We start from the raw sequence: 24,516 nt of genomic DNA on the forward strand, positions 1-24,516 counted from the left end.
AATCATTTATATTTTGCAGATATATAAATTGGTAATGGCTCTGGTGGTTCAATGATAATCCGGAAAATCAGAAAAGAAAACCCATCACAGAGGTTGATTGATGAGGCAATATCTGTTATGGAGAGTGGCGGGGCAGTGATATACCCCACGGATACCATCTATGGCCTCGGTGTCAATGCACTTGACGAGAAGTCGGTGAGGAAGCTCTTCCGGATAAAGGGAAGGGCCCCTGATAAACCTGTCTCCATATGTGTCTCAAAGGTATCTGAGATACCAAGGTTCTCAAAACCATCAGAGCATGCTATGGAGGTAATCAGGAGGATATTACCTGGTCCATACACGGTTTTACTTGAGAAAAGGGATTTGGTGCCGGATATTCTCACAGGAGGATCATCAAAGGTGGGTGTAAGGGTCCCGGATGATGAGATATGCAGGGGAATATCAGCAAAGTTTCCTGTGACGGCCACAAGTGCCAATATATCGGGTAAGCAACCATCTGGGAACCCTCATGATATAATGGAGGATCTGGAGGTTGAACTCGTGCTTGATGCAGGTGAATGTGATAGCACCGAACCATCCACTGTTGTAGATCTTACAGTTGAACCACCCTCTGTTCTGAGGATTGGTAGAGGGGACCCTGAAGTTATCTACAGGATTTCCAGGTGTATGGGATGAGGACCCTTATGGAGCTCAGTGAAGACAGAAGGCTTCCCACCGGTTCATCCATTGACTCCATACTTGGAGGTGGTGTTGAGAGGAGAACCATCACCCAGTTCTATGGGCCTCCAGCTTCTGGTAAAACAAACATAGCAATTAAACTTGCAGTTGAAAATTCACAAAGAGATAAAAAGACTGTTTTTATTGATACCGAGGGTGGAATTTCAGTTGAAAGAATAAAACAGGTTTCAGGATCTTCATTTGAAAGAGTTGCAGATAATATAATAGTTTTTGAACCCTCGAGCTTCACCGAGCAGGGCGAAGCAATTCAAAGGACACTGAATGTCCTCAAAAACCATGGAGATTCAGTTGACCTGATTGTACTTGATTCTGCGGTGGCCTTATACCGTCTCAAGGAGGGAAATGGATCCAATTTCAATGTTGATCTTGGAAGACAGCTTTTTCTTCTTCTGCAGATGGCCAGAAGATTTGACCTTGCGGTGGTCATAACCAACCAGATATATTCACTGAGGGGAGATGATGGGATGGAGAGGGTGAGTCCCGTTGGGGGGACACTCTTAAGGTACTGGTCCAAGACAATCGTTGAACTTGAAATGGGTGATGGCCAGGGTGAGAGGATTGCTGTACTCAGAAGGCACAGAAACAGACCTGAAGGTCTGAGGACCAGTTTCAGGATAGTTCCTGAGGGTATTGTCTGATCTTCAGGGATTTTAATTTGTTCAGCAGCGCCCATTTTCATCTGGCCGGTCCCCTGGAGGTTATTTTGTATCCCCAAAGTAGGATATGGGTCCTAAATTTTATTACAGAATCTCTGGTGCTGAACAAAGTTTATTAAGTGGTTTGTTTAATATGATATAGAACACGGTAATAGTGTGGCCTATTTGAGGTTCAGCCTCGGGTAGATAAGAGAAGCTTTCTTCTCTTTCGTTAGGATACTCTGGTGCTGATGTGATAAAATGATTTCTCCTAAAAAATATGCTAAAGCCGCAAAAGTGCCGCCAAACGGCTTTAAAACTTCAAATGAGTTTTTTAACTATGTCTTCAAGGACAAAGAAATGATATGGATGGGTCAGAACACTAACCATCTTCATGATCACTCTGAAATAGCGGAAGCAATGATTGAATGCATAAATGATGGTAGTTACTGCAAGTATCCTCCCCCTGAGGGCTTCCCTGAACTCAAGGAACTCGTACTGAAGGATCTGGGGTTGGGGGATGGCTTTGAAGCCCTCATAACTGCTGGAGGTACAGAGTCCCTGTATCTATGCATGAATGATATTCTCAACCCTGAGGACAATGCCATAACATGTGATCCAGGCTACCTGATAATTGACAACTTTGCAAGCAGATTCGCATGCAGTGTCACATCGGTCCCAATATACAGCAGTGAATGCGGGTATAAACTGACACCCGACCTTGTGCTTGAGAATATGGACAGCAACACCCGTCTGATTTCACTCATCGATCCCCTGAATCCACTGGGCTCATCATATACTCTGGATGAGATAAAGGCATTTGCAGACATTGCAGTGGATCATGACGTTTACCTTCTGCACGATATAACATACAGGGACTTTGCCAGGGAACACCACCTGGCAGCTGATTATGCCCCTGACCATACAATTTCAGTGTACAGCTTTTCCAAGATATGCGGGATGGCAGGTCTCAGGATAGGTGCAATTGTTGCAACTGCAGATATTGTTGAGTCAGTGAAGAGCATCGTCATAAATGACCTCGGTACAAATGTTGTATCCCAGGCAGGTGCAATTGCAGCCCTCAGGTCAAAGGACAGGTGGGTTGACAGGATACGGGATGTAACATTCAGGAACCAGAGGATCATCAGGGACGCTGTTGAAGAGGTTGAAGGGGCATTTCTACCGGTTTACCCATCAAATGGAAACATGATGGCCATAGATATACATGAAACCGGTGTGAACCCTGTTGACCTTACAGACTACCTTCTTAAGAGGAAGATATTTGTAAGGCAGGGTGCATACACCAGCAAGATATTCGGGGACAGGTACATACGTCTCAGCTTCTCCATACCAACTGAACAGGTTGAGATATTCGCTGAGAACTTTGTGGATGTGATGGAGTTCCTGAGACCATCATGATCCCACAGTTTTATTTTTTAATCCTGAAACTGCTTTTTTGAGTTCCAATTTGGTGGATAATCAGGTCTCTGTAAGCTCGGATTAGTTCTTGGGGGGTTTTAGGGTGGTGGGTTTTATGGCTGGGTTTTCATGGGAGTTTTCCTGAAAGGTGAGGTTGAACGTGTCCTCATTATTCTGTTTTCAGGTAATAATATTCCCCAATCTCCTTCTGCTGCCTGTCAAGGAAACTTCCTGGCTTGTTAACACGCGGCCTTTTTGTTTCCTTATCCCTCCTGAATGTTATTCCTGTTTCCCTCAGGAATGTGTTCATTGCTTTCCTGAGTTCGGTGGGGCTTCCAGCGCGCCCCTCAACTCCAGGTTTTCCACTGAAGACCATGGCCCTGTCGGATATGTAGTCAATGAAGATTATGTCATGGTCAATTATCATGGCAGAGGCATTTCTGCTTTCAATTATCCTCCTTATGGCCTTGGCTGCGAGTAGGCGCTGTTCAACGTCAAGGAATGCTGTTGGCTCGTCCAGAACATAAAGTTCCGCGTCCCTGGAGAGTGCAACTGCAACTGCAAGGCGCTGCAGCTCCCCACCACTCAGTTCATTAACTGACTTGTCAAGTATCTCCTCAAGATTGAATGGCCTCATGATCTCGCTTTTGAAGAGGTTCGATCCATATGAAGGGGCGTTTGCATACAGGAATTCCTCCACGGTACCGGTATAATCAGATGAAAGGTACTGTGGCTTGTAGGATATCTTTATCTTCCTTTTGACCTTGCCCTCATCAGGCTTTTCAACACCCGCCAGGATCCTTGCAAAGGTTGTTTTACCTATACCGTTTGGTCCGAAGGCAGTCACAACCTCGTTGAGGTGTACTTTGCCCTCCTCAACATTGAGGCTGAATGCTGGATGGGACTTTGTCATCTTTGAGTACTCCACGAGGACCTCACCCTCTTCCTCGGCTCTTGGGGGTTTTACCTTGAATTCTATTTCATGATCACGGAATCTCACGTTCTCCTCCCTGAGGAAACCCCTGATATATGTGTTGATTCCTACACGAACACCGCGGCGGTTGGATACAACCCCGTATCCACCTGGCTTACCGTAGAGTATGTGGACGTAGTCTGACATTGCATCAAGGGCGGCCATATCATGCTCTATAACCATAACGGATTTCCCTGCCTCTGCAAGGGACCTTATGACCCCTATAGCATTGAGTCTCTGCCTCACATCCAGCCATGATGTGGGCTCATCAAAGTAGTAGAAATCTGCTTCACGTAGAGCTGCAGCTGCAATCGCCACACTCTGGAGTTCACCCCCACTGAGTTTTGATATCTCACGTCCCATTATCTCCCCAATCTCGAGGGTTTCAATTACATCATCTGTTCTCTTTGAATCTATACTCAGAAGCAGATCCTCAACCTTTCCCTTAACGTACTTTGGGATCTTATCCACCATCTGGGGTTTATGCACAACTTTTACCTTTCCTTCACTCAGGTTCTGGAAGTAATTCTGCAGCTGGGATCCCCTGAAGTGGTTTATGATCTCATCCCACCCTGGTGGGTCCTGGAAGTTTCCAAGGTTTGGCCTGAGTTCCCCTGAAAGTATCCTTATGATTGTTGACTTCCCGATACCGTTTGGACCTATAAGCCCGATCACATCCCCCTCCGTCACGGTGGGGAGACCGAAGAGTTCAAACATGTTCTGTCCGTACCTGTGAACCGGGTCTTCAAGTGCTTCGGGAAGATTTATAATGCTTATGGCCTTGAACGGACACCTTTTTGTGCATATACCACAACCGGAACATAGTTCTTCAGATATAATGGGTTTCTTTGTCTTCTCATCAATTGTTATGGTGTCCTCATCCATTCTAACTCCCGGGCAGTACTCTATGCAGACGTAGTTGCATTTCTTTGGCTGGCATCTATCATGATCGAGTATTGAGATTCTGGTCAATTCTATCACCATCGGTATGAGGATGAAAATTCAGTTTCGGTTGATTATGGTATTTGTGGGTAATAAATAAATTCATTCTCAGAAATTCATTACTGTCGAGAGGACAATAAACAGTCAATGACTGGGGAAATATTCCCGGAAGGATAAAGAAGCATGAACCTTAAAATAAAAATAGAAATGGCCATCTATAACTTTTTAACGGCCAGTTCTATGTCTGATGCTTTAACAGTTTTTCTGCCGGCATGTTTTGCTAGTTTAACAGCTTCTACTGCTATTTCTTCGCCTTTTTCTTCCAGAATTTTTGCAAGTGTTTCCCTTGCATCGTCGCTTATTCTCTGGGCACCGGCATTTTTTATTATTCTCCCAACTGGTGCTATGGGTAATTCGGCCATAATATCACCTCAATTCTATATTTAACCAAATGCTATTTAAATTTATCGATTTTTCGGCACTCTTTTCAATCCATATCATGATTCTATACTTCCCAGCCTTGCAGATTGTTACTGTAACACTGGCACCAACCTTCTGGTTTGGAGGGGCACCTCCGGTTGAGTTGTGCATGAGATGGGCACTGCTGACTTTTCATTTTTTCTTGCTGGAAAGAGTTATTAGTATCAATCAATATAGACCCGGATGGTGGGAAAATGAAACAGATCATAATAGTGAGGTCTGATCTGAAGATGGGAAAGGGTAAAATAGCAGCCCAGGCCTGTCATGCTTCTATAGGTTCATTTAAAAAAACAGACCCTGATAAAATCAGAAAATGGGAAATTGATGGTTCAAAGAAGGTTATAGTTTCAGTTAAGAGCCTTGATGAGCTCCTGGAAATATATGAATCTGTAAAGGACTCTGGAATCTCATATTATCTTGTGAGGGATGCAGGGCACACCCAGATACCCGCAGGTACCATCACCTGCCTTGGTATAGGTCCTGACGACGATGAGAAGATAGATAAAATAACAGGCGACCTCAAACTCCTATGAGTCTGAGATGGAGATTATGGTGATATTATGGACTGGCTTGTTAAGATAGGGGGTAGTCTATTCCCTGGAAATGCTGCGGAACTTCTTAAAAGCCTTGAAGGAAGAGGGGTTGCTGTTGTGTGTGGTGGTGGGGGGTTTGCAGATAGAGTGAGGCATTACGATAGGATTTTGGGATTTTCTGAAAGCGCAGCCCATGATTCGGCTATACTATGCATGGATATCACAGGAAGGTTGCTCGCTGACCTTTCTGATTCTGCTGTTCCAGTGAGGACACTTGGGGAGTGCAGGGAGGCAGTTGATAGTGGCCTGACACCTGTGATACTGCCATCTGAACTTCTGCGTTTTACTGATCCCGCGGAACACTCATGGAGGGTGACCTCGGATTCCCTCTCACTCCTAATAGCACACATGCTCGGGGCGAAACTTTTAATAGCAACGGATGTAGATGGTATATATACTGAGAGGCCACCTGCCCGTGATGCTAAACTTATAAATGAGATAAGTGCTAAAAACTTACTATCTTTTGGTGAGACATCAGTGGATGAGGCACTACCTGAACTTCTCATTAAACTGAAAACTGATTGTTATGTTGCAAACGGGAAGTTTCCCGATAGGGTGCTGTCCATTTTAAGGGCAGGTGCTTCAGAAGGTATATGTACAGTTATAAGAGGTGATTAGATGACAAAGATGGAATGCACATCCTGTAAGCAGGAGATACCTCTGGTTGAAACCTATGTGAAATTTGAATGCCCCATGTGTGGCGAGATGATCTACAGGTGCCAGAAGTGCAGGACCTTCGGACACACATACCGCTGCAGCTGTGGATTCGAGGGACCATAGGAAAAATATATAAATTAGTATTACTCAAATTCTGTGTGGAGGTATTTCATGGGAGATGTAGTAGCTACCATAAAGGTTATGCCTGAAAGTCCAGAGGTTGACCTTGAGGCACTCAAGAAGGAAATTGAATCAAGGATACCCGAGGGTACCGAACTTCACAAGATAGATGAGGAACCAATAGCATTTGGCCTCGTTGCCCTCAATGTGATGGTTGTTGTGGGTGATGCCGAGGGCGGAACAGAAGCCGCTGAGGAGAGCCTTGCGGGTATTGATGGTGTCAGCAACATAGAGGTAACCGATGTGAGAAGGTTAATGTAGCTCCCCAGGGTGATGGGGATAACAGATATCCTTTTTGCCTGTTTTCTCGGGATCATCACTGGCATATTAACTGGTCTGATTCCAGGCATCCATGTTAATACTGTGGGAGCCTTCATTTTTGCATCATCAACCCACCTCAATGTATCTGAGGAATTTCTCGCTGTTTTTTTATTATCCCTTTCGGTGGCACACGCCGTTCTTGAGTTCATACCATCAACGCTTCTTGGGGTGCCTGATGAGGGAACAGCCATCTCTGTCCTCCCGGCTCACAGGATGGTGCTGGAGGGGAGGGCCGGGGAGGCCATAAGGGCGGCCTCGATCGGCGGTGTTGGGGGAATCATCATAACTATAATCCTCCTACCATCCCTCTTCCTGATTTTACCACCTCTACACGATTTTCTCAGACCATATATATGGTTGATTCTGATTCTGGTATCTGTTTACATGATAATAAAACTCAGCAGAAATTTTGAGGCCATTATCTGGGCTCTGGTGCTTTTTCTCTTCTCAGGTGCGATGGGGTGGCTCATGTTTCGGACGCCCATATCCCCTGGTCTTGGGCTCATGACATTTTTTACAGGGTTTTTTGGACTCAGCACACTCCTGTACAGTTTAAATTCAGCTTCAGATATTCCTGAACAGAGCAGGATCCAGTTCACAGAGTTCAACATGAACACTCTGAGGTCTGTATCCGCAGGTGGACTTGCATCTGTTTTACTGGGATTTCTCCCTGGATTTGGACCAGCCCAGGGCGGGATGATAGCAGCCTCCCTCACAGGGTCGGGGGGTGAGGATGCACCTGAGGATTTCATCATGGCAATTTCAGGCCTGAACACATCAGACGCCCTCTTCTCACTCCTCACACTCTACCTCATAGGAAATCCCAGAAGCGGTATCGCGGTCTACATTTCAGAGATTGTTCAGGATGTAAGTATGGCCCATCTGATGCTCTTCATATCCGCATCTCTCCTTGCTGTCTCTGCAGCCGCTGCAGCATCCATAAAGCTGGGCGATTACCTCGTGTGCAGCCTCTCAGGAGTCAACTATAGGAGGGTCTCGGTCTGCGTAATGCTCTTTATGGTGGCATCCATTTTCTTTTTTGCCATCATTGAGGGTGCAAGTCTGCCGTTCATTGCAGTGACCCTCCTGGCATCCACTGCGTTTGGGATCATCCCCCACTGTGCAGGTATAAGCAAGTCCCATCTTATGGGGGTCCTTGTGATTCCTGCGGTGGTTATTTACGTGGGGATTTAGGTTTCAGTCATGTGCTGGGGATATCATAGATTGGGGTGGTTATTTACATGGGGATTTAGGTTTCAGTCATGTGCTGGGGATATCATAGATCAAAAGTGTGGACCAGTTAATTCTTGATGATATTCCATCTATTCCGGTTCACTGAATCAGCAGAATCCTATCTGCCAGTTGTCCTGCAGCATCAATGAACTCCTTTACTTCCACCCCAGGGAAGGGATCCACAATACATAGCTCAAAGTTCTCATCCAGGATTTCAGGCAGTTCTCTGATGTCCTCAGAGTATACTCTGAACCTTTCATTCCTGAAGCCATTGATCTGAAGGTTCAGGCGTGTCATCTCACAGGCATCCCTCCAGATGTCATTGAAGACAACCCTCTCTGCACCGGCCATCAGTGCAAATATTCCAAGGGTGCCTGGACCGCAAGTGGCGTCCAGAACAGTCTCTGGACGAATTGACATGATTTCCCTGGCAGCAGCTTCTATTTTTTTGTTTTTACGCCCTGAAAATTCTATGTGAAGTCTGCTCTGCCTCCGGTATATGGAAATTGAACCTGCAGGGGTTTCTATAACGTCACACCTCATATCACAGCCTGCAAGAAGATCATATACATGGGGAGTTCTGGATGAATCCATAACCCCGGGTGTCACTGAGGGATCACCCATCATTACACCCTTAACCTCAGGCACATCATTTATTATCAGCTCCGCAGCCTCCGCACCGGCAGTGGGTGTTAGAACAACAAGCGAATCCTCAGGCAGGATGGGAGCTGATTTAAGGGGAAATGCAGGAGTGATGAGAGGAACACCGGCGTCCCTCAGTCTGGCATTTCCAGGAATAAAGCCTTCCTCTATCAGCACCATTGATACATGTGCCATTACAGAATCAAGGTGCCTTCTGCCGCATTCACATGCTTCAAGGGATGAATCAGTTATCTGTTCCATTATGGGTCTGAACTTCCTGAAACCAGGGTTTATACAGTCCTCACAGGGGTCATAATACCCTTCCAGTTCATGCTTGTTATGGGCGCGAAGAAGCTCCCCGCAAACGGGACACCTTGCTGACATACACTTAAATATTGCCCTCCACATATTAAAAGATGAGTAACATGAGGGACAAAAGGAAGGAGATTCTGAGGGAAATTCTCGGAGAATTCGCAGCTGATGAGGAAGCAGCTTCAAGGGAAGAAAAAAGGGAGAAGCCTGCTGAATCGGAATTCAAGGTTGAGAAGGTGCTTGAAAAGCCATCACCCAAGCCTGCCCCCCGCGGTCCTGATATAAAGGATGTTGAAATCATTGAGGGCGAACTCATACCCAAATACAAGGTGTCCCTTCCAAAGTTCTCTGAGAAGGAAAGAGAACTCCTCAACGAGATACGTGAAAAACTTGTTGAGGTTGCGGTATCCAAGGGTGAGGATTTCAGGATAGACGAATCCACCTTCATGTCGGAGGTCAAGGAATTTCTCAAGATGAAGGGGGTTCGCAATGTTGATAAGCTCGCCAAGCAGATATCCCAGGAGATGCTGGGATACGGTGAACTTGACCCACTCATCAAGGATGATGACCTCGAGGAGATAATGGTGATCGGTGTCAACAAACCCGTCTTTGTCTACCACAGGAAGATGGGCATGATGATAACCAACGTGGTCTTCAAGAACGATGACAATATAAAGGCCATCATTGACCTCATTGCGAGGCAGGTGAACAGGCGTATAGACCAGCAGACACCCATACTGGATGCAAGGCTGCCTGACGGCTCAAGGATCAATGCAACAATACCTCCCGTATCTCCAGATGGGTCAACACTCACCATACGAAAATTCAGGAAGGACCCATTCACCGTTGTTGACCTCATCAACTTCAAGACCATGTCCTCCCATCTTGCAGCATTCCTGTGGGTCTGCACGGATGGACTCGGGGTGAAGCCATGCAACGCCATAGTTGCTGGGGGTACAGGTTCAGGTAAAACAACAACCCTTAACACAATATCTGCATTTGTACCCCCAACCGAGCGTATCATAACAATTGAGGATACACTGGAACTTCAGCTGCCCCACACCCATGTCCTGAGGATGGAGACAAGGCCCCCCAACATAGAGGGTAAGGGTGAACTGGACATGGACACCCTGGTTAAGAACTCCCTCCGTCAGAGACCCGACAGGGTGATCGTCGGAGAGGTCAGGGGTGGAGAGGCAATAACACTCTTTACAGCCCTCAACACAGGGCACAGTGGTTTTGGAACGCTTCACGCAAACACAGCCAGGGAAACAATAACCCGTCTCATAAACCCTCCCATGAACGTGCCAAGGATAATGATACCCGCCCTTGACTTTATAATCATGCAGAACAGGATGTACCGTCCTGAAGGGGGTTCCATAAGGAGGATAACAGAGGTTGCCGAGGTCGTGGGCATGGAGGAGGGTAATGTTCAGCTCAACAGGGTCTTTGAATGGAACAGTGTAACCGATAAGGTAGAGTATGTTGGAATAGCCAGCCAGACCCTGAGGGAGATAGCTGAACTCAGGGCCATAAGCATAAATGAGATAGAGGAGGAGATCGAAAGGAGAAGACTCGTCCTTGAATACCTGGCCGATGAGAACATAAGGTCCATAGATGAGGTGGGACACTACATAAATGAGTACTACAGGGACCCGGATGGTGTCCTTGACAGCATACTCTGAGGCTGATACAATGGTCTCAATCAGGGATATATTCGATAAACTCGGTGGACTCACTCTTACATCCACAAAGAAGGTGGGTGAGGGCGTTCAGAAGCCCGTTAAAAAGATAGGTGAGATAAAGCCAAAGGCACCACCAATTGGAAAAACCGGGGGAATCCTGAAGAGGGAATCTAAGAAACCAAAACCAGGTTTTCTATCAAGAAGGGGGTCAGCTAGGGTTATAAGCAGGATGAAGATGACCCCTGAAGAGATAGAGGTATTCAAGGGACTTATAGAGGCAGATAAGAGACTTGAAGAGAGTGGAGAGGACAGTGCAACCCGTGAAAGCTTTCAGAGGGCGTCCCTTGAGGAGATCCTGAAGGAGGAGGAGAAGGAGCAGCTCGACCCCAAGCTCATAATGATACTTGGTGGGGGCTCGGGGGCGGTGCTCCTTGTTGTGATGGTCGTCCTGGGCTTCGGGATCGAGATAGGTCTTGCAATGATGCTTGCTGTCCTCTTCATGGCCATAATCATCATATTTCTTCCGAACCTTCAGAAGGGCAAACGTTCAAGTGAGGCTTCCAGGGAGCTGCCCTTTGCACTTCGTCAGATGGCCACAGAACTCAAATCCGGCCTTGGACTTCATGATAGTATGCGTTCGGTTGCAATGTCCGGGTACGGGGCCCTTTCTGAGGAGTTTGCAAGGACACTTGAGGAGATCAAGTATGGTGAGACCACTGAGAGTGCCCTTATTGAGATGAGTAACCGTATAGAATCCGATGGTCTCAAGAGGGCTGTCTACCAGATAACAAGGACCCTCAACAGTGGTGGGGATCTCTCCAAGACACTCAATGTTATTGCAGATGATATTGCATATGAGATGAGGATGAAGCTCAAGGATTATTCGCAGAAGCTCAACTCCTTCACCATGATCTACATGTTCCTTGCGATTCTGGGACCCGTCATATTCCTTGTCATGCTCCTTGCAGCGTCCACTGTTATGGGGTCAGTTCTACCACCCATAGCCATTATACTGATATACCTCTTCCTCTTCCCGATGCTGGTAGGGTTCATGGCCTTCATGATCAAGAGGCTGGAGCCGAAACTTTGATGTGTATTAATTGAGGTCTAAAAGCAATGGATGGGTTTGCGCTTTTATTTGAGCTGAAACTTTGATGTGTGTTAATTGAGGTCTAAAAGCAATGGATGGGTTTGCGCTTTATATTTGAGCTGAAACTTTGGATGCGTACCAAACTGCTGATAGGCCACTCACATCTCTCGAAGCACATGTAGAAGTTCATGATACTTCTCATCCCCGAGAAGGTGAATGAGTTTGTGCTGTCTTTTTTCACCCAGAAAGTGAAGCAGCCTGTGGTATGCATCCGCCCCGAGGAGGTGTATGAGTTCATGGTACGCCTCATCCACCGTTAGTTTCACATCAACATCAAAGCCTGCCATTTTGAGGCGGTTCATGAGGTCAGCGGTTCTGGGAAGCCTTAAACTGGCTTTTCTTATTATTTCGGGTTTTCCAAAGATTTCCTCAGGTGCCCCCTCAGCGATGAGTTCACCGCTGTTTAAAACAAATATTCTCTCAGCAAACTGGCTGAGGATTTCAACGTCGTGGGAGGATATTATAACGGTTATACCCTCACTGCTCAGTTCAAGGAGTATGTCGATTATCCCGTCGGCGGTTTCAGGGTCCAGTCCTGTTGTGGGCTCGTCGAGAACCATGATCTCAGGTTTCATTGCCAGGATCCCTGCAATGGCCACCCTTTTCTTTTCACCGCCGCTCAGATGGTGGGGCGCCCTTTCTTCGTAGCCGGCCATACCCACCCTTTCAAGTGACTCCCTGACCCTTTCCTCGACCTCATCTTCACGGAGTCCAAGGTTCATGGGGCCAAAGGCAACGTCATCTCTCACCGTTGGAGAAAAGAGCTGATCATCGGGGTTCTGGAATACGATTCCAACCTTCTGCCTTATCCTGATAAGTTCAGATTTGCTGTAGTTGATTTTATCCCCATCAATTATTATTTCTCCTGCTGATGGCCTGAGTATCCCGTTGAGGTGCAGAAAGAGTGTTGATTTCCCTGCCCCGTTGGGTCCTATGACGGCAACCCGCGCACCCCTCCCTATTTCCATGTTAATGTTTCTGAGTGCTGTGGTGCCATCGGGATAGGTGTAGCTGAGGTTCTTCACCTGAATCATTTCATCACCGGAAGCAGTATCTGGACGATGTGAAGAACCGCAAGTATAATGACATTTGCGGCCACAAAGAGCACTTCCCTTCTTCCTATCGTGGAGGCTGCTGTGTACATCCGGCTTTCAGGTGTGTAGCCGCGGCTCAGCATGCTGAGATAAACCCTTTCACCCTGTTCATATGCCCGAAGGAACATCATGGCAATGGTTTCACCCACCTTCTTCAGTCTCCACCGGTATGGCACATTTTTGTTCCAGATATCAAAACAGCGGGTTTTCTGGGCATTCCTTATTCTTTCAAGTTCATCATAGAAGAAAAACAGGTACCTGACGGTGAGGTTGAGTAGCATCGCAAAGTCTGAGGGAACACCGATCCTCCTTGCCGAGCCAACAAGTTCCTGCATTGAAGTTGTTGAGGAGAGAAGGATTACAGCGGTTACGCTGACAGTTACCTTTCCAAGAAGCAGGATTCCAAAGATGGTGCCCTGAATGGTTATGTCAATTCCAAGCGGCCCTGTCCAGATTATGTCCCCGGGCCTTATGAATGGCTGGAAGAGTGCTATGAATCCACCAAATGGGAGTATGAGAATGAGCCTTTTGATGGCATAGGATGGTGACACATTTGAGAGGAATATCAGCAGGATAAGGTAAATCTCCATCAGGATGAGTGTTGTAATACTCTGCGTGGCAACTGCAAAGATGATTATGATAAATGTTATTATGAGCTTAACACGCCCATCAAGGCTGTGTATTGAACTCTCCTTAAGGCTTTCCCTCTCTATGTTTAAAAGGTCTTCCATTCAGCTTCCCCACAAATTTAAGGAGGGGGTTATTTCCCCTCATCGACTTCTGTTTCCCTTCTGCGGAGGATGACTCCGACGCCATAGGCGAGGCCCAGCACAATGACTGTGCCTAGCACCATTGCTATGGAACCACCAACCTTGCTTTCGCCCAGTACTGGGATAGTGTAGTCTGGCAGCGGTGACTCGACCACAGGTTCAGTTTCAGGATTGGGCATCACCTTCTCGGCTGTGCTCTCAAGTCCATCAGGGTTTTCTGATGCAAGGAATGGTGCCAGAATGGCTATTATGAAGGCAATCAGGATGCCTGCTCCCATGAATTTTTTATCCCGGGCATTCATTTTGATGCAACCTCCTTCCTCTCACCCCACTCACTGAACTTGAAGAGATCGGGGCGGCTGTTTTCAATTGCAAGGACAACAACCACTGTTATTGCAGCTTCGATGAGACCTATGACTGCGTGGTAGAGTCCCATCATCCAGAGTCCCCCCACAAGCGGGAAGGTACCTGCTATCCACATCTCTATGGCACAGGCTATGGCGGCAAGGAATATTGAGGCCCATGATGCCACAGCAACTGCAGGGATTTCACCGGCTGATCTGAGTGCCCTGAACAGGTAGTAACCTGTGAATCCTCCGATTATACCCATGTTGAATATATTAGCACCCAGGGCTGTGAGTCCACCATCACCGAATATGAGTCCCTGAAGTATCAGTACAATTGAGAGCAACAGGACTGCCGCCCATGGACTTGCAAACACTATTGCAACAAGGGCCGCTCCAACCATGTGACCGCTGGTACCCCAGGGTATCGGAACGTTCATCGCCTGTATTGCGAATATTCCAGCTGCAAGAACTGCAAACAGGGGTATCTGTCTTTCTTTAAGATCCCTTCTGGCCCACTGCATACTAAAGTAGAGGGCTACGAGGGCTATGACCCAGTACACTACGTACTGTGGAAATGGTATGAAACCATCTGGAATATGCAAGATTCTCGCCTCCTTATTATTTATATTAATTCCGTTCATTATATCAAGGATTTATATAATATAAAGATTGGCATGTGTATTACAATTTTCCTGTTTCATTTATATTGTGGTAATAATACACTTCGATCTTCTGGTCTAATAAAAGGGGCTTCACATTGAAAGGACATTTTCCTGAGCATGATCTGAAACTGGGCCCATTACAGCTTCAATCGTTGATATCAGCTTTATTAAAAATGCCTCTGTTTTTATGTTCCACGCCCAAATACACAAAATTTATATATGGATTTCATAAAATGAAAAACATCATTATAAATCATTAATAATTGTCAGTCTGTATTTAGTAATACTGGTGATGGATGTGGCACCCGAATCAAAAAAAGCCAAGAACCTTAAAGGGGATTTCTGGGATCTTAAAAATATCCAGATATCCATAGGAGAAATTATAACCGAGGAAAGACCTCAGGAGGAAGAGTTCAGGGGCCCAAAACCCCGCCCCCATGTGACCGACCTCAGATCATGGGACATGAAGCTCCTTGAAAGATACGAACCATTCTATGCACCTTTCTGTGACATGTGCTGCCTCTGCACCTACGGTAAATGTGACCTTCTGGGTAAGAAGGGCGCATGTGGTATAGACGCAGCCGCCCAGCAGGCACGCATAGTTCTTCTCGCATGTCTCATAGGGACCGCCGCGCACGCGGGACACGCAAGGCACCTTGTGGATCACCTCATAGAGAAGCTGGGAGAGGACCATGAGATAGACCTCGGCATGAACGTGGATATAGAGGCACCCATAACAAGGACCGTCATGGGTAGAAGGCCGCGAACACTGGGCGACCTCAGGGAGGTTATGGACTACGCCGAGGAACAGACTTCCCACCTCCTCTCAGCCTGCCACACAGGACAGGAGGGCGACAGCAGGGACTTTGAATCAAAGGCATTCCACGCTGGACTCATGGATGACCTGGTGAGGGAGGTTGCTGATATCGCCCAGATCGTTGCCCTGGACCTCCCGAAGGGTGATGAGGACGCGCCGCTTGTTGAACTGGGATTCGGTACCATAGACAACACGAAACCTGTGATACTCTGCATAGGCCACAACGTCCTCCCCGGAGCAGATATAGTGGACTATGTCACCGAGAGGGAACTCGAAGACGAAATTGAGGTATGCGGTATATGCTGCGCAGCAATAGATGTTACAAGGTACAGTGAAGCTGCCAAGGTCGTTGGACCCCTCTCAAAACAGCTCCGATTCATAAGAAGCGGTGTAGCCGATGTGATAGTGGTGGACGAGCAGTGCGTGAGGACAGATGTGCTTGAGGAGGCCCTCAAAAACAGGTCAGCGGTGATTGCAACAACCGATAAGATGTGCCTGGGCCTACCTGATGTTACCGATGAGGACCCCGACAAAATCGTAAACGACCTCATAAACGGTAACATAGAGGGGGCACTGATCCTCGACCCTGAAAAGGTTGGTGAGGTGGCGGTTAAGGCCGCAATGAAACTCGCACCACTCAGGAAATCCCTCAAAAAATTACCAGAGGTTGATGAGATAATCAGAATGGCATCAGAGTGTACAGACTGCGGCTGGTGCCAGAGGGTCTGCCCCAACAGCCTCCCTGTCATGGATGCAGTTAAAAGCGCAGCTGAAGGTGATCTGAGCAAACTCGAGGAGATGGCAATTGAAGAGCTCTGCTATACATGCGGACGCTGCGAACAGGAGTGTGAAAGGGACATACCCATAGTATCCATGGTGACAAAGGCCGGTGAAAGACGCGTAAAGGACGAAAAATACAAGATAAGGGCCGGGCGCGGACCTGCCCAGGATGTGGAGATAAGGAGGGTCGGCGCACCCATAGTCCTTGGGGACATACCAGGTGTCATAGCCTTTGTGGGATGCTCAAACTACCCCGAGGGTGGGAAGGATGTTGCCCTCATGGCAAAGGAGTTCCTTGAGAGAAACTACATCGTGGTCACAACAGGATGCGGCGCAATGTCCATCGGGGAATACCGGGACGAAGATGGAAAGACACTCTATGAAAAATACGGTGGACAGTTCGATGCAAAGGGACTTGTTAACATGGGCTCCTGTGTATCAAACGCCCACATATCCGGGGCCGCAATAAAGATAGCCAACATATTCGCACAGAAACCACTCGAGGGAAACTTTGAGGAGATAGCAGACTACATACTTAACCGTGTAGGGGCATGTGGTGTAGCATGGGGGGCCTACTCCCAGAAGGCGGCTGCCATAGCAACAGGTGTTAACAGGTGGGGAATACCCGTCGTTCTTGGACCCCACGGATCAAAGTACCGCAGACTGTTCCTTGGAAGGGCAGATGACGATGAGAAATGGAAACTGAACGACCTCAGAACAGGGGAGGTCATCGATGGGGAGCCAGCGCCAGAACATCTTCTCTATGCAGCGGAGAACCGGGAGGAGGCAACGGTGATGGTGGCCAAACTCTGCATAAGGCCAACAGACACACCCAAGGGTCGCCAGATGAAACTCAGTAACTACATAGACCTCCACAAAAAGTACTTTGGCACAATTCCCGATGACATCGACAGGTTCATAAGGACAGAAAAGGACATCCCCATAGTCTACAAGAGGGATATCATGAAGATACTGGAGGAGAAGAACTGGAAGCCAAGGAAGCTTCCAAAGGAACCCTCAATCCTTGAGAGGTGATCGCCGTGAATGACCGCATAATACCATGGCAGCCAACTGTTATAGCAGGCCCGAAACAGGCGCTGCTTGTAACACCAGAAACCGCAGTTATGATGATAAAAAAGGCCAGGAGGCCATTAATGATTGTGGGGCCCCTTGCAAAGCGCCAGCCAGTGCTTGAACATACAGTTAACATCATCAAGCACTGGGAACTGCCTGTGGTATCCACTGCCGATACCTACAGGGCGCTGAAGGATGCTGGTGTAGAATCAGAACCCCACGGGATAGTGGAGATAACCAACCTCCTGAAGGACCCAAACTGGAAGGGTATCAGGGGCGAGGGCCAGCATGACCTGGTCATATTCATAGGTTGCATCTATTACATAGCATCCCAGGGTCTATCAACCCTAAAGCACTTCGCACCACATATAAGGACACTCACAATATGCAGGACATTCCACTCAAATGCAGATGCATCATTCCCCAACATGGATGATGATGAATGGTTCAGTTACCTTGAGAAGATGTACAATGACTGATGATAATGGAGGAATTCAATGTTTGAAGACATACCTGTTGATGTAAGTCCCATGCACGAGGGGGAGCGGATAAGATCAGCAAACATGTTCGTTGAACTTGCCGGGCCCAAATCCATCGGAGCCGAACTGGTCCAGGTTAAGGATAATGTTGAAGATGGAAAGGTGGAGGTCATAGGGCCTGAACTAAGTGAAATGGAACAGGGACAGATCTATCCATTCGCCATAAACGTGGAGATAGCAGGAAGCGAACTCGAGGAGGAACTTGAAAGTGTGATAGAGCGGAGGCTGCATGAACTCTGCAACTATGTCCAGGGTTTCATGCACCTCAACCAGAGGGACCAGATCTGGTGCCGTGTAAGCACAGAGGCGAGGGACTCAGGATTTTTGCTGGAGCACCTTGGAAAGGCACTATCAGTCCTATTCAGGGAGGAGTTCCCTATAATCGAATCCATATCAGTGACGATCATGACCGAGGAGGATGCTGTTAAAGAATTCCTTGAAACAGCCAGGGAAAAGTATGAGATAAGGGATTCAAGGGCAAGGGAACTTTCAGACGAGGATGTTGATGTATTCTACGGGTGCCTAATGTGCCAGTCCTTCGCCCCAACACATGTATGCATCGTCACACCAGACCGGACAGCCCTGTGTGGAGCCATAAACTGGTTTGACTGCCGTGCAGCCTACAAGATGGACCCTGATGGTCCAATATTTGAAATTCAAAAGGGTGATGTCCTTGACCCTGAGAGAGGAGAATATGAGAACGTTAACGCTGCGGTGGCAGAGAACTCACAGGGTACAACAGAGAGGGTTTATCTCCATAGTGTGTTCGGGTATCCACACACATCCTGTGGCTGCTTCGAAGCAGTGGCGTTCTACATACCTGAACTGGACGGTATAGGCATCGTTAACAGGAACTTCAGGGGAGAAACTCCACTTGGAATACCCTTCTCTGCAATGGCAGGGCAGTGCTCAGGCGGAAAACAGGTTGAAGGGTTTTCAGGTCTCAGCCTTGAATACATGAGGTCACCAAAGTTCCTGCAGGCAGATGGGGGCTATTCAAGGGTAATCTGGATGCCAAGGGAACTGAAGGAATCAGTCATTGAGTTCATCCCTGAGGAACTGCGGGATAAGATAGCCACCGAGGAGGAAGCAACATCAATAAAGGACCTCAGAAGGTTCCTTAAGGATAAGGAGCACCCCGTCCTTAAAAGGGCACCTGCAGAAGCCGTCGAGGAAGAAGAAGCCGTCGAGGAAGAGGAAATCTACGCTGAGGAGGCCCCCATCACTGAGGGAATACCTGTAATAGCATCACCCGAGCTCAGCCTTCCAGCAGCGGGTGGATTCAGGATAATCCTCAAAAACGCAAAGATATACGCTGAGAAGATAATAATAAAGCGTAAATAATCAACTGAGTGGTCATGTGATAATAGCAGTAAGCGGCAAGGGTGGAACAGGAAAGACCATGGTTTCAGCGTCCCTTGTCAGGATACTTGCAGCTACCGGCGCTGATGTTCTCGCAATAGACGCTGATCCTGATTCAAACCTTCCAGAGGCCCTTGGCGTTTCAGTCAGCGGAACTGTTGGTGAGGTGAGGGAACAGCTTAAGAGGGACACAGCAGCGGGCAGAATCCCCCCATCAGCCAACAAGTGGGATATACTTGACTACCGGATAATGGAGTCAATAACCGAGACAGATGACTTCGATCTGCTCGTCATGGGTCGCCCTGAGGGGAGCGGATGCTACTGTGCAGTTAACACCATGCTGAGGCGGATAATCGAAAACATAGCAGAGAACTACGACTACATAGTGATAGATACCGAGGCGGGCCTTGAACACCTCAGCAGAAGGACAACACAGAACGTTGACGTGATGATGGTTGTAACCGACCCCTCAAAAAGGGGGATTCTAACAGCAAGGAGGATACTTGAACTATCCGGGGAACTTGAGATAAAATTCAGGAAGGTGTTCCTGGTTCTTAACAGGGTACATGAAGGGGACCTTGAGAAACTTGAAATAGATGAAGAACTTGAGGTCATAGGCGTTATACCCGAGGATCCCATTGTTTCCAGGTATGACATGGAGGGCAGGTCGCTATATGAGCTGCCTGAGGACTCAGCAGCATTCATGGCCATAAAAAAGGTCGCCGGGAAAATTTTAAGTCTATAGAGGTGTGCTTATGGATAAATTAACGGAACTTCTGAAATTACTTCAGAACACGGAATCCATCGAAATAAATGAGTTCCGGATGGATGTTGATGAACTTGAACTTTACATGATGCCCGCGGTTCAGCGGGCCATCCAGAAAACAGTTGAGGTGAGGGAGGCGGTTGAGGCACTCCCTGAGGAGGAATTTGAACCACCGGTAAGGACGTACCCTGGTGAGGTTGCCCAGGTGAAACTAGGTGAGGGTACAAGGAAACCTGTTTACCTTGGCGGTCAGAAGGCCCTCTACAGATTTGAGGAACCCCAGCCAAACCCACCGGTTGTGACATTCGACGTCTTTGACATACCCATGCCGGGTCTCCCAAGGCCAATAAGGGAACACTTCAGCGATGTCATGGAGGACCCGGGGGACTGGGCCAGGAAGGCGGTAAAGGACTATGGTGCCAACATGGTCACAATACACCTCATAGGAACAGGTCCCAAGGTAATGGACAAGTCCCCGAGGGATGCTGCAAATGACATTGAGGAGGTCCTCCAGGCGGTTGATGTTCCCCTTGTAATCGGGGGCTCAGGGGACCCTGAGAAGGATCCGCTGGTCCTTGAAAAGGCCGCTGAGGCCGCTGAGGGTGAAAGATGTCTCCTGGCATCAGCAAACCTTGACCTTGACTACAGAAGGGTTGCAAGGGCAGCCCTTGACCACAACCATGCTGTTCTATCATGGGCCATAACAGACGTCAACATGCAGAAAACCCTCAACCGTTACCTCCTGAAGGAAGGCCTTAGCAGGGAGGACATAGTTATGGACCCAACAACCTGTGCCCTGGGTTACGGTATAGAATTTTCAATAGACGTCATCACAAGGACCAGGCTTGCAGCCCTCAAGGGTGATGCGGACCTGCAGATGCCAATGTCATCTGGAACAACCAACGCCTGGGGTTCAAGGGAGGCCTGGATGAAGAAGGATGAATGGGGACCCACAGACTACAGGGGCCCTCTATGGGAGATAGTAACCGGACTTACAATGATGCTCTCAGGTGTGGATATATTCATGATGCTCCACCCAACATCTGTGAGGCTTCTGCGGGAGATAGGGGAAACCTTCACAAGGGAGTACATGACGACCGAGACACCTGATCTCCGGGACTGGATAACCGAACTTGAATATTGAGGAGGGGTTTAAATTGCAGGTAACTGCCATGGACGTATATCGATTACTTCCAAAAACAAACTGTGGTAAATGTGATGAGTCATCATGCATGGCCTTCGCCACAAAACTCATCGAAAAGGAACTCACACTGGATGACTGCCCGCAGCTCAGCGGGGATGAAAGACAGAAACTTGAGGACCTCCTGGCCCCGGCTGTTAGGGAAATCACCTTCGGCCCCGAAGAAAACCAGGTGGTGGTTGGGGGTGATGAGGTCCTCTACAGGTTTGAACTCACATACTACAACCCCACAGCTCTCGTGGTTGATCTTCCAGATGACCTACCATCAGAGGAGATCATTAAAAGGGCAGGGGAGATCATAAACCTTGAATTCGAGCGTACCGGTGAAAAACTGACCCTTAATGCCATAGCTCTGAGGAACAAATCAGGGAGCCCTGAAAAGTTTGCAGAGGCAGCAGGAGCCCTGGCTGAACTCAAATTCCCTGTTGTTCTATGCACCTTCGATCCAAAGGCGATGAGGGCAGCCCTCGAGGTCCTGGGGGATCAGAGGCCCCTCATGTACGCAGCCACAAAGGACAACCTCCAGGAGATGGCTGATCTTTCGATTTCATACGGCTGCCCCATGGTGCTCTTCTCACCGGGTGACCTTGAGGAGATGAAGAACCTCACAAGAAGACTGAGGGCAATGGGCCTTACTGAAATTATCCTGGACCCCGGTACATTCACGGGAGAGGGAATAGGTGACACCATAGATAACTTTGTCATGATAAGGCGCCTTGCAGTTGAGGAAAGAGACGAGGATTTCCGCTTCCCCATAATGGGCATACCAGCACTTTCAAGGCTTTCAGGAGATGATCCAGTTGAGGATAATATAAAGGAAGCTACTGTTGCAGCCACACTCATGAACCGCTACGCTGACATTCTTATACTCGGCGGAACAGATATCTGGGAACTTATGCCCCTTCTCACCCTCAGGCAGGGTCTTTACACAGATCCAAGGAAGCCACAGACTGTTGATCCTGGAGTATATGAGTTTGGAGATGTTGATGAGAACTCCCCTGTGATACTCACAACAAACTTCTCACTCACCTACTACACAGTTGAGGGTGACCTCAAGGCGGGTGATGTGACAGCATATCTCCTCGTTCTGGACACAGAGGGGAGGGCTGTGGACGTTTCCCTGGCTGGAGGACAGCTCACGGGAACCGCAGTTGCTGACCTAATAAAGGATAGCGGTATAGAGGATAGGGTTAAGAAGAGGGTTCTCATCATCCCGGGACTTGCGGCACCTGCAAGTGGTGAAATAGAAGATGATACCGGATGGAAGGTGCTTGTAGGGCCAAGGGATTCCTCAGGAATACCTGAATACCTTGAAAAACTGGCATCGGAGTAGAGGTGGTTCAGTGAAGATGCTGATGGTGATTGACCCTGCAAGGTGCAGTGGCTGCGATGACTGCATAAATGCATGCAAAAGGACCCATGGGGTTGCAAGGGTCAGGAAGGGGGACAGGATGCCTTTATTCTGCCTTCAGTGCCACCCTGAGAAGGCCCCATGTGCAAGGATATGTCCTGTTGGCGCCATAAGGGAGGTTGATGGGGCGCTTGTGATTGATGAGGAAGCATGCATACTCTGCAAGCTGTGCATGGTTGCCTGCCCCGCAGGAATGATAGTTCTTGACTCTGAAAAGAAATCAGCAGAAAAATGTACACTCTGTATGGATGCCGACTGTCTCCTGCCTGCATGTGTGGATGCATGCAAGGAGAATGTCCTTAAACTGGTATCTGTGGATGACCTTGCTGATCTGAGGGACCGTATGGAGTTCAGTGAGGTCCTTGAGGAGGCAATGAAGATCTACAGGGGCAAGGTTTAGGGCACTAAATTTCCACGTGAAGGGTGTTTATCAACACCCTCATATATTTGTAGGACCTACTGATGTTTTCAATGGGTCCTTTGAAGTATATGTAATATACATAACCCTTCTTTTTGAAGATGAATGCCACTATTCTGTCTTTCTTTGTTTCACCGGTTACCATATATCCATGCTCGCTGTCAACGGTAACGGAGCCCCTTGTGACGTTAAAAAGACCCCTCATGTTCAGAACGTCAATTAAAATATCTGAAAATTCTTCAGCAGTCACTCCAGAGGCTTCCTTCCTCTTAAAGGATATTTTAAGCCCATGTTCCTTACATGAACCTGTAATGAGTTTTTCACCATCCTTAACCTCCCGGAGGTCCCAGAAAATGGGGTACCTGAAGCTTATCTCTCCATTATCGAATCTCTCAAGGCATGGTTCAACATCAATCAGGTCTATCGCTGCGCGGGCCTTTCTTCTAACAAAGATGTAGGGGTCATTGAGGGCCTCTATGAGTGATTCAAGGGCGTCAGGGTCCCCTATAAGCCCCAGGGCCTCTGCCACCTTTCCACGAACATAGCGGTTTTCATCCCTTTTTCTACCTGAAACCATCCTTTTGAGGCGGGGAACAGCCCTTTTTGACCCTATCTCCCCAAGAGCCTCAACCAGCACGGCCCTTGTCTGCCAGGATGGGTCGGAGAGCTTTTCAAGAAGAGGATTCACCGCCGCTTCACCAAGGTTCACAACTGCAAGAACAATCTGACGCCGGACCTCCAGGTCAGGGTCGTTGAGTTTATCAATAATGACTTCAAGGCACCTCTCATCACCCAGATTTCTGATGACCCTTGCAGCGGCCTTTCTCACAACCCATGACCTGTCATTAAGCGCAGCTGCTGCATGCCTGAGTCCCCTTCCGGGGTCCAGCTCTGCAAGGGTGATGAGGGCATTTTTTCTTATATCCTCATGGGGGTCATTTAAATACCCTTCAACAGCATCAACTGACCTTTCATCCCTGAAACTGCCAAGTGCTCTGAGTGCACTGATCCTCACCTCAATATCAGGGTCCTCAAGGGCATTCATAAGCGGCTCAACCGCGCCAGGATCCCCTATACTTCCCAGAGCCCTGGCTGCCGCGGCCCTAACACCACCAAGTATTGGGTAGTCCTTCTGCCATTCCTCATATCTGAGGGCCTCAATGAGGGCATCGAAGGATCTCTTATCTGCGATCCTTTCAAGGGCAATGGCAGCCTCCCTTCTAACAGTAAAATCGCGGCTTCTGAGGGCCTCCATGAGTCCCTCCACGTCTCCCTCCTTCAGGAGAGAATTGATGTTATCGGTGAATAAAATCAT

25 protein-coding genes are annotated in these 24,516 nt (G+C 48.0%); 17 read left to right on the plus strand and 8 right to left on the minus strand.

The genetic code is table 11. The features are described from left to right. Window positions 1-51: 51 nt before the first annotated feature. The 3 genes from ACPLJI_RS03560 to ACPLJI_RS03570 all read left to right on the plus strand — a co-directional run bounded on the left by ACPLJI_RS03560 (window position 52) and on the right by ACPLJI_RS03570 (window position 2,792). Window positions 52-675 carry an L-threonylcarbamoyladenylate synthase gene (locus ACPLJI_RS03560; RefSeq protein WP_424741137.1) on the plus strand — a complete coding sequence of 208 codons (624 nt, stop codon included), beginning with the start codon at window positions 52-54 and terminating at the stop codon, window positions 673-675. Then, window positions 672-1,376 (plus strand): DNA repair and recombination protein RadB, encoded by a 705-nt coding sequence (gene radB / locus ACPLJI_RS03565; RefSeq protein ID WP_424731345.1) that lies wholly within the window; start codon window positions 672-674, stop codon window positions 1,374-1,376. The genes ACPLJI_RS03560 and radB overlap by 4 nt, the downstream gene beginning before the upstream one ends. Before the next feature lie 258 nt (window positions 1,377-1,634). Then, window positions 1,635-2,792, plus strand: coding sequence for a pyridoxal phosphate-dependent aminotransferase (locus ACPLJI_RS03570; RefSeq protein ID WP_424731346.1), 1,158 nt, complete (start codon window positions 1,635-1,637; stop codon window positions 2,790-2,792). A 169-nt stretch (window positions 2,793-2,961) separates the two neighbouring features. Here the strand turns inward: ACPLJI_RS03570 and ACPLJI_RS03575 are convergent, their stop codons facing one another. Continuing rightward, window positions 2,962-4,737 carry a ribosome biogenesis/translation initiation ATPase RLI gene (locus ACPLJI_RS03575; RefSeq protein ID WP_424731347.1) on the minus strand — a complete coding sequence of 592 codons (1,776 nt, stop codon included), beginning with the start codon at window positions 4,735-4,737 and terminating at the stop codon, window positions 2,962-2,964. A gap of 185 nt (window positions 4,738-4,922) precedes the next feature. Continuing rightward, a complete protein-coding gene (hmtA2, locus tag ACPLJI_RS03580) occupies window positions 4,923-5,129 on the minus strand; it encodes a histone HmtA2 (protein ID WP_424731348.1) in 207 nt (68 codons plus the stop codon). 252 nt (window positions 5,130-5,381) lie between these two features. Between hmtA2 and pth2 the strand changes: the two genes are divergently transcribed. Genes pth2 through ACPLJI_RS03605 form a run of 5 tightly spaced genes read left to right on the plus strand, consistent with a single transcriptional unit; the run spans window position 5,382 to window position 8,132 of the window. Continuing rightward, window positions 5,382-5,720 carry an aminoacyl-tRNA hydrolase gene (gene pth2, locus ACPLJI_RS03585; RefSeq protein WP_424731349.1) on the plus strand — a complete coding sequence of 113 codons (339 nt, stop codon included), beginning with the start codon at window positions 5,382-5,384 and terminating at the stop codon, window positions 5,718-5,720. A gap of 27 nt (window positions 5,721-5,747) precedes the next feature. Then, window positions 5,748-6,398: a delta 1-pyrroline-5-carboxylate synthetase gene (locus ACPLJI_RS03590; RefSeq protein WP_424731350.1), complete on the plus strand. Its 651-nt coding sequence runs from the start codon at window positions 5,748-5,750 to the stop codon at window positions 6,396-6,398. Continuing rightward, complete coding sequence (locus ACPLJI_RS03595; RefSeq protein ID WP_013295112.1) at window positions 6,399-6,560, plus strand: zinc finger domain-containing protein; 162 nt, start codon at window positions 6,399-6,401, stop codon at window positions 6,558-6,560. It abuts the gene before it with no gap. Between the two features lie 48 nt (window positions 6,561-6,608). Further along, window positions 6,609-6,878, plus strand: coding sequence for an elongation factor 1-beta (locus ACPLJI_RS03600; RefSeq protein ID WP_300488162.1), 270 nt, complete (start codon window positions 6,609-6,611; stop codon window positions 6,876-6,878). Window positions 6,879-6,896: 18 nt separating this feature from the next. Then, window positions 6,897-8,132 carry a tripartite tricarboxylate transporter permease gene (locus ACPLJI_RS03605; protein WP_424731368.1) on the plus strand — a complete coding sequence of 412 codons (1,236 nt, stop codon included), beginning with the start codon at window positions 6,897-6,899 and terminating at the stop codon, window positions 8,130-8,132. Between the two features lie 138 nt (window positions 8,133-8,270). Here the strand turns inward: ACPLJI_RS03605 and ACPLJI_RS03610 are convergent, their stop codons facing one another. After that, entirely contained in the window at window positions 8,271-9,197 is a 927-nt protein-coding gene (locus ACPLJI_RS03610) for a 50S ribosomal protein L11 methyltransferase (protein WP_424731351.1), read from the minus strand. Between the two features lie 41 nt (window positions 9,198-9,238). Between ACPLJI_RS03610 and ACPLJI_RS03615 the strand changes: the two genes are divergently transcribed. Continuing rightward, on the plus strand, window positions 9,239-10,810 hold the full coding sequence (locus ACPLJI_RS03615; protein WP_424731352.1) for an ATPase, T2SS/T4P/T4SS family: 1,572 nt from the start codon (window positions 9,239-9,241) through the stop codon (window positions 10,808-10,810). After that, a complete protein-coding gene (locus ACPLJI_RS03620) occupies window positions 10,794-11,900 on the plus strand; it encodes a type II secretion system F family protein (protein WP_424741138.1) in 1,107 nt (368 codons plus the stop codon). Before ACPLJI_RS03615 ends, ACPLJI_RS03620 begins: the two co-directional genes overlap by 17 nt. A 158-nt stretch (window positions 11,901-12,058) precedes the next feature. Here the strand turns inward: ACPLJI_RS03620 and ACPLJI_RS03625 are convergent, their stop codons facing one another. The 4 genes from ACPLJI_RS03625 to cbiM are packed head-to-tail and all read right to left on the minus strand — an operon-like array spanning window position 12,059 to window position 14,773. Further along, entirely contained in the window at window positions 12,059-12,994 is a 936-nt protein-coding gene (locus ACPLJI_RS03625) for an ATP-binding cassette domain-containing protein (RefSeq protein WP_424731354.1), read from the minus strand. Beyond that, complete coding sequence (gene cbiQ / locus ACPLJI_RS03630) at window positions 12,991-13,785, minus strand: cobalt ECF transporter T component CbiQ (protein WP_424731355.1); 795 nt, start codon at window positions 13,783-13,785, stop codon at window positions 12,991-12,993. The genes ACPLJI_RS03625 and cbiQ overlap by 4 nt, the downstream gene beginning before the upstream one ends. A 29-nt stretch (window positions 13,786-13,814) precedes the next feature. Beyond that, the gene (locus tag ACPLJI_RS03635) at window positions 13,815-14,126 is read right to left on the minus strand and encodes a PDGLE domain-containing protein (protein ID WP_424731356.1); all 312 of its coding nucleotides are present in this window, start codon (window positions 14,124-14,126) and stop codon (window positions 13,815-13,817) included. Next, entirely contained in the window at window positions 14,123-14,773 is a 651-nt protein-coding gene (gene cbiM / locus ACPLJI_RS03640) for a cobalt transporter CbiM (protein ID WP_424731357.1), read from the minus strand. The genes ACPLJI_RS03635 and cbiM overlap by 4 nt, the downstream gene beginning before the upstream one ends. Before the next feature lie 352 nt (window positions 14,774-15,125). On the opposite strand from cbiM, the gene cdhA reads away from it, so the two are divergent. Genes cdhA through ACPLJI_RS03675 form a run of 7 tightly spaced genes read left to right on the plus strand, consistent with a single transcriptional unit; the run spans window position 15,126 to window position 23,183 of the window. Beyond that, window positions 15,126-17,465, plus strand: a complete 2,340-nt coding sequence (gene cdhA, locus ACPLJI_RS03645; RefSeq protein ID WP_424731358.1) for a CO dehydrogenase/acetyl-CoA synthase complex subunit alpha — start codon at window positions 15,126-15,128, stop codon at window positions 17,463-17,465. Next, complete coding sequence (gene cdhB, locus ACPLJI_RS03650) at window positions 17,462-17,983, plus strand: CO dehydrogenase/acetyl-CoA synthase complex subunit epsilon (RefSeq protein ID WP_424731359.1); 522 nt, start codon at window positions 17,462-17,464, stop codon at window positions 17,981-17,983. The genes cdhA and cdhB overlap by 4 nt, the downstream gene beginning before the upstream one ends. Before the next feature lie 18 nt (window positions 17,984-18,001). Then, window positions 18,002-19,387, plus strand: a complete 1,386-nt coding sequence (gene cdhC / locus ACPLJI_RS03655; protein WP_424731360.1) for a CO dehydrogenase/CO-methylating acetyl-CoA synthase complex subunit beta — start codon at window positions 18,002-18,004, stop codon at window positions 19,385-19,387. Window positions 19,388-19,403: 16 nt separating this feature from the next. Further along, window positions 19,404-20,150, plus strand: coding sequence for an AAA family ATPase (locus tag ACPLJI_RS03660; protein ID WP_424731361.1), 747 nt, complete (start codon window positions 19,404-19,406; stop codon window positions 20,148-20,150). Between the two features lie 10 nt (window positions 20,151-20,160). Continuing rightward, window positions 20,161-21,315 carry a CO dehydrogenase/acetyl-CoA synthase subunit delta gene (gene cdhD, locus ACPLJI_RS03665; RefSeq protein WP_424731362.1) on the plus strand — a complete coding sequence of 385 codons (1,155 nt, stop codon included), beginning with the start codon at window positions 20,161-20,163 and terminating at the stop codon, window positions 21,313-21,315. Window positions 21,316-21,328: 13 nt separating this feature from the next. Continuing rightward, entirely contained in the window at window positions 21,329-22,705 is a 1,377-nt protein-coding gene (acsC, locus tag ACPLJI_RS03670) for an acetyl-CoA decarbonylase/synthase complex subunit gamma (protein WP_424731363.1), read from the plus strand. A 16-nt stretch (window positions 22,706-22,721) separates the two neighbouring features. Continuing rightward, complete coding sequence (locus tag ACPLJI_RS03675) at window positions 22,722-23,183, plus strand: 4Fe-4S binding protein (protein WP_424731369.1); 462 nt, start codon at window positions 22,722-22,724, stop codon at window positions 23,181-23,183. Window positions 23,184-23,187: 4 nt separating this feature from the next. Here ACPLJI_RS03675 and ACPLJI_RS03680 read toward each other — a convergent pair whose 3' ends face one another. Next, window positions 23,188-24,516, minus strand: coding sequence for a HEAT repeat domain-containing protein (locus ACPLJI_RS03680; protein ID WP_424731364.1), 1,329 nt, complete (start codon window positions 24,514-24,516; stop codon window positions 23,188-23,190).

The sequence above is a fragment of the Methanothermobacter sp. genome (assembly GCF_049720995.1).
Taxonomy (GTDB): Archaea; Methanobacteriota; Methanobacteria; order Methanobacteriales; family Methanothermobacteraceae; genus Methanothermobacter.

Excerpts from the sequence above, each read along its gene's own strand:
- ACPLJI_RS03680 (WP_424731364.1), bottom strand. The coding sequence starts at position 24,516 with ATGATTTTATTCACCGATAACATCAATTCTCTCCTGAAGGAGGGAGAC.
- ACPLJI_RS03625 (WP_424731354.1), bottom strand. The coding sequence starts at position 12,994 with ATGATTCAGGTGAAGAACCTCAGCTACACCTATCCCGATGGCACCACA.
- hmtA2 (WP_424731348.1), bottom strand. The coding sequence starts at position 5,129 with ATGGCCGAATTACCCATAGCACCAGTTGGGAGAATAATAAAAAATGCC.
- ACPLJI_RS03610 (WP_424731351.1), bottom strand. The coding sequence starts at position 9,197 with ATGTCAGCAAGGTGTCCCGTTTGCGGGGAGCTTCTTCGCGCCCATAAC.
- ACPLJI_RS03590 (WP_424731350.1), top strand. The coding sequence starts at position 5,748 with ATGGACTGGCTTGTTAAGATAGGGGGTAGTCTATTCCCTGGAAATGCT.
- cdhD (WP_424731362.1), top strand. The coding sequence starts at position 20,161 with ATGGATAAATTAACGGAACTTCTGAAATTACTTCAGAACACGGAATCC.
- ACPLJI_RS03570 (WP_424731346.1), top strand. The coding sequence starts at position 1,635 with ATGATTTCTCCTAAAAAATATGCTAAAGCCGCAAAAGTGCCGCCAAAC.
- ACPLJI_RS03635 (WP_424731356.1), bottom strand. The coding sequence starts at position 14,126 with ATGAATGCCCGGGATAAAAAATTCATGGGAGCAGGCATCCTGATTGCC.
- cdhA (WP_424731358.1), top strand. The coding sequence starts at position 15,126 with ATGGATGTGGCACCCGAATCAAAAAAAGCCAAGAACCTTAAAGGGGAT.
- cbiQ (WP_424731355.1), bottom strand. The coding sequence starts at position 13,785 with ATGGAAGACCTTTTAAACATAGAGAGGGAAAGCCTTAAGGAGAGTTCA.
- ACPLJI_RS03600 (WP_300488162.1), top strand. The coding sequence starts at position 6,609 with ATGGGAGATGTAGTAGCTACCATAAAGGTTATGCCTGAAAGTCCAGAG.
- cdhC (WP_424731360.1), top strand. The coding sequence starts at position 18,002 with ATGTTTGAAGACATACCTGTTGATGTAAGTCCCATGCACGAGGGGGAG.
- pth2 (WP_424731349.1), top strand. The coding sequence starts at position 5,382 with ATGAAACAGATCATAATAGTGAGGTCTGATCTGAAGATGGGAAAGGGT.
- ACPLJI_RS03595 (WP_013295112.1), top strand. The coding sequence starts at position 6,399 with ATGACAAAGATGGAATGCACATCCTGTAAGCAGGAGATACCTCTGGTT.
- ACPLJI_RS03675 (WP_424731369.1), top strand. The coding sequence starts at position 22,722 with ATGCTGATGGTGATTGACCCTGCAAGGTGCAGTGGCTGCGATGACTGC.
- ACPLJI_RS03615 (WP_424731352.1), top strand. The coding sequence starts at position 9,239 with ATGAGGGACAAAAGGAAGGAGATTCTGAGGGAAATTCTCGGAGAATTC.
- ACPLJI_RS03560 (WP_424741137.1), top strand. The coding sequence starts at position 52 with ATGATAATCCGGAAAATCAGAAAAGAAAACCCATCACAGAGGTTGATT.
- radB (WP_424731345.1), top strand. The coding sequence starts at position 672 with ATGAGGACCCTTATGGAGCTCAGTGAAGACAGAAGGCTTCCCACCGGT.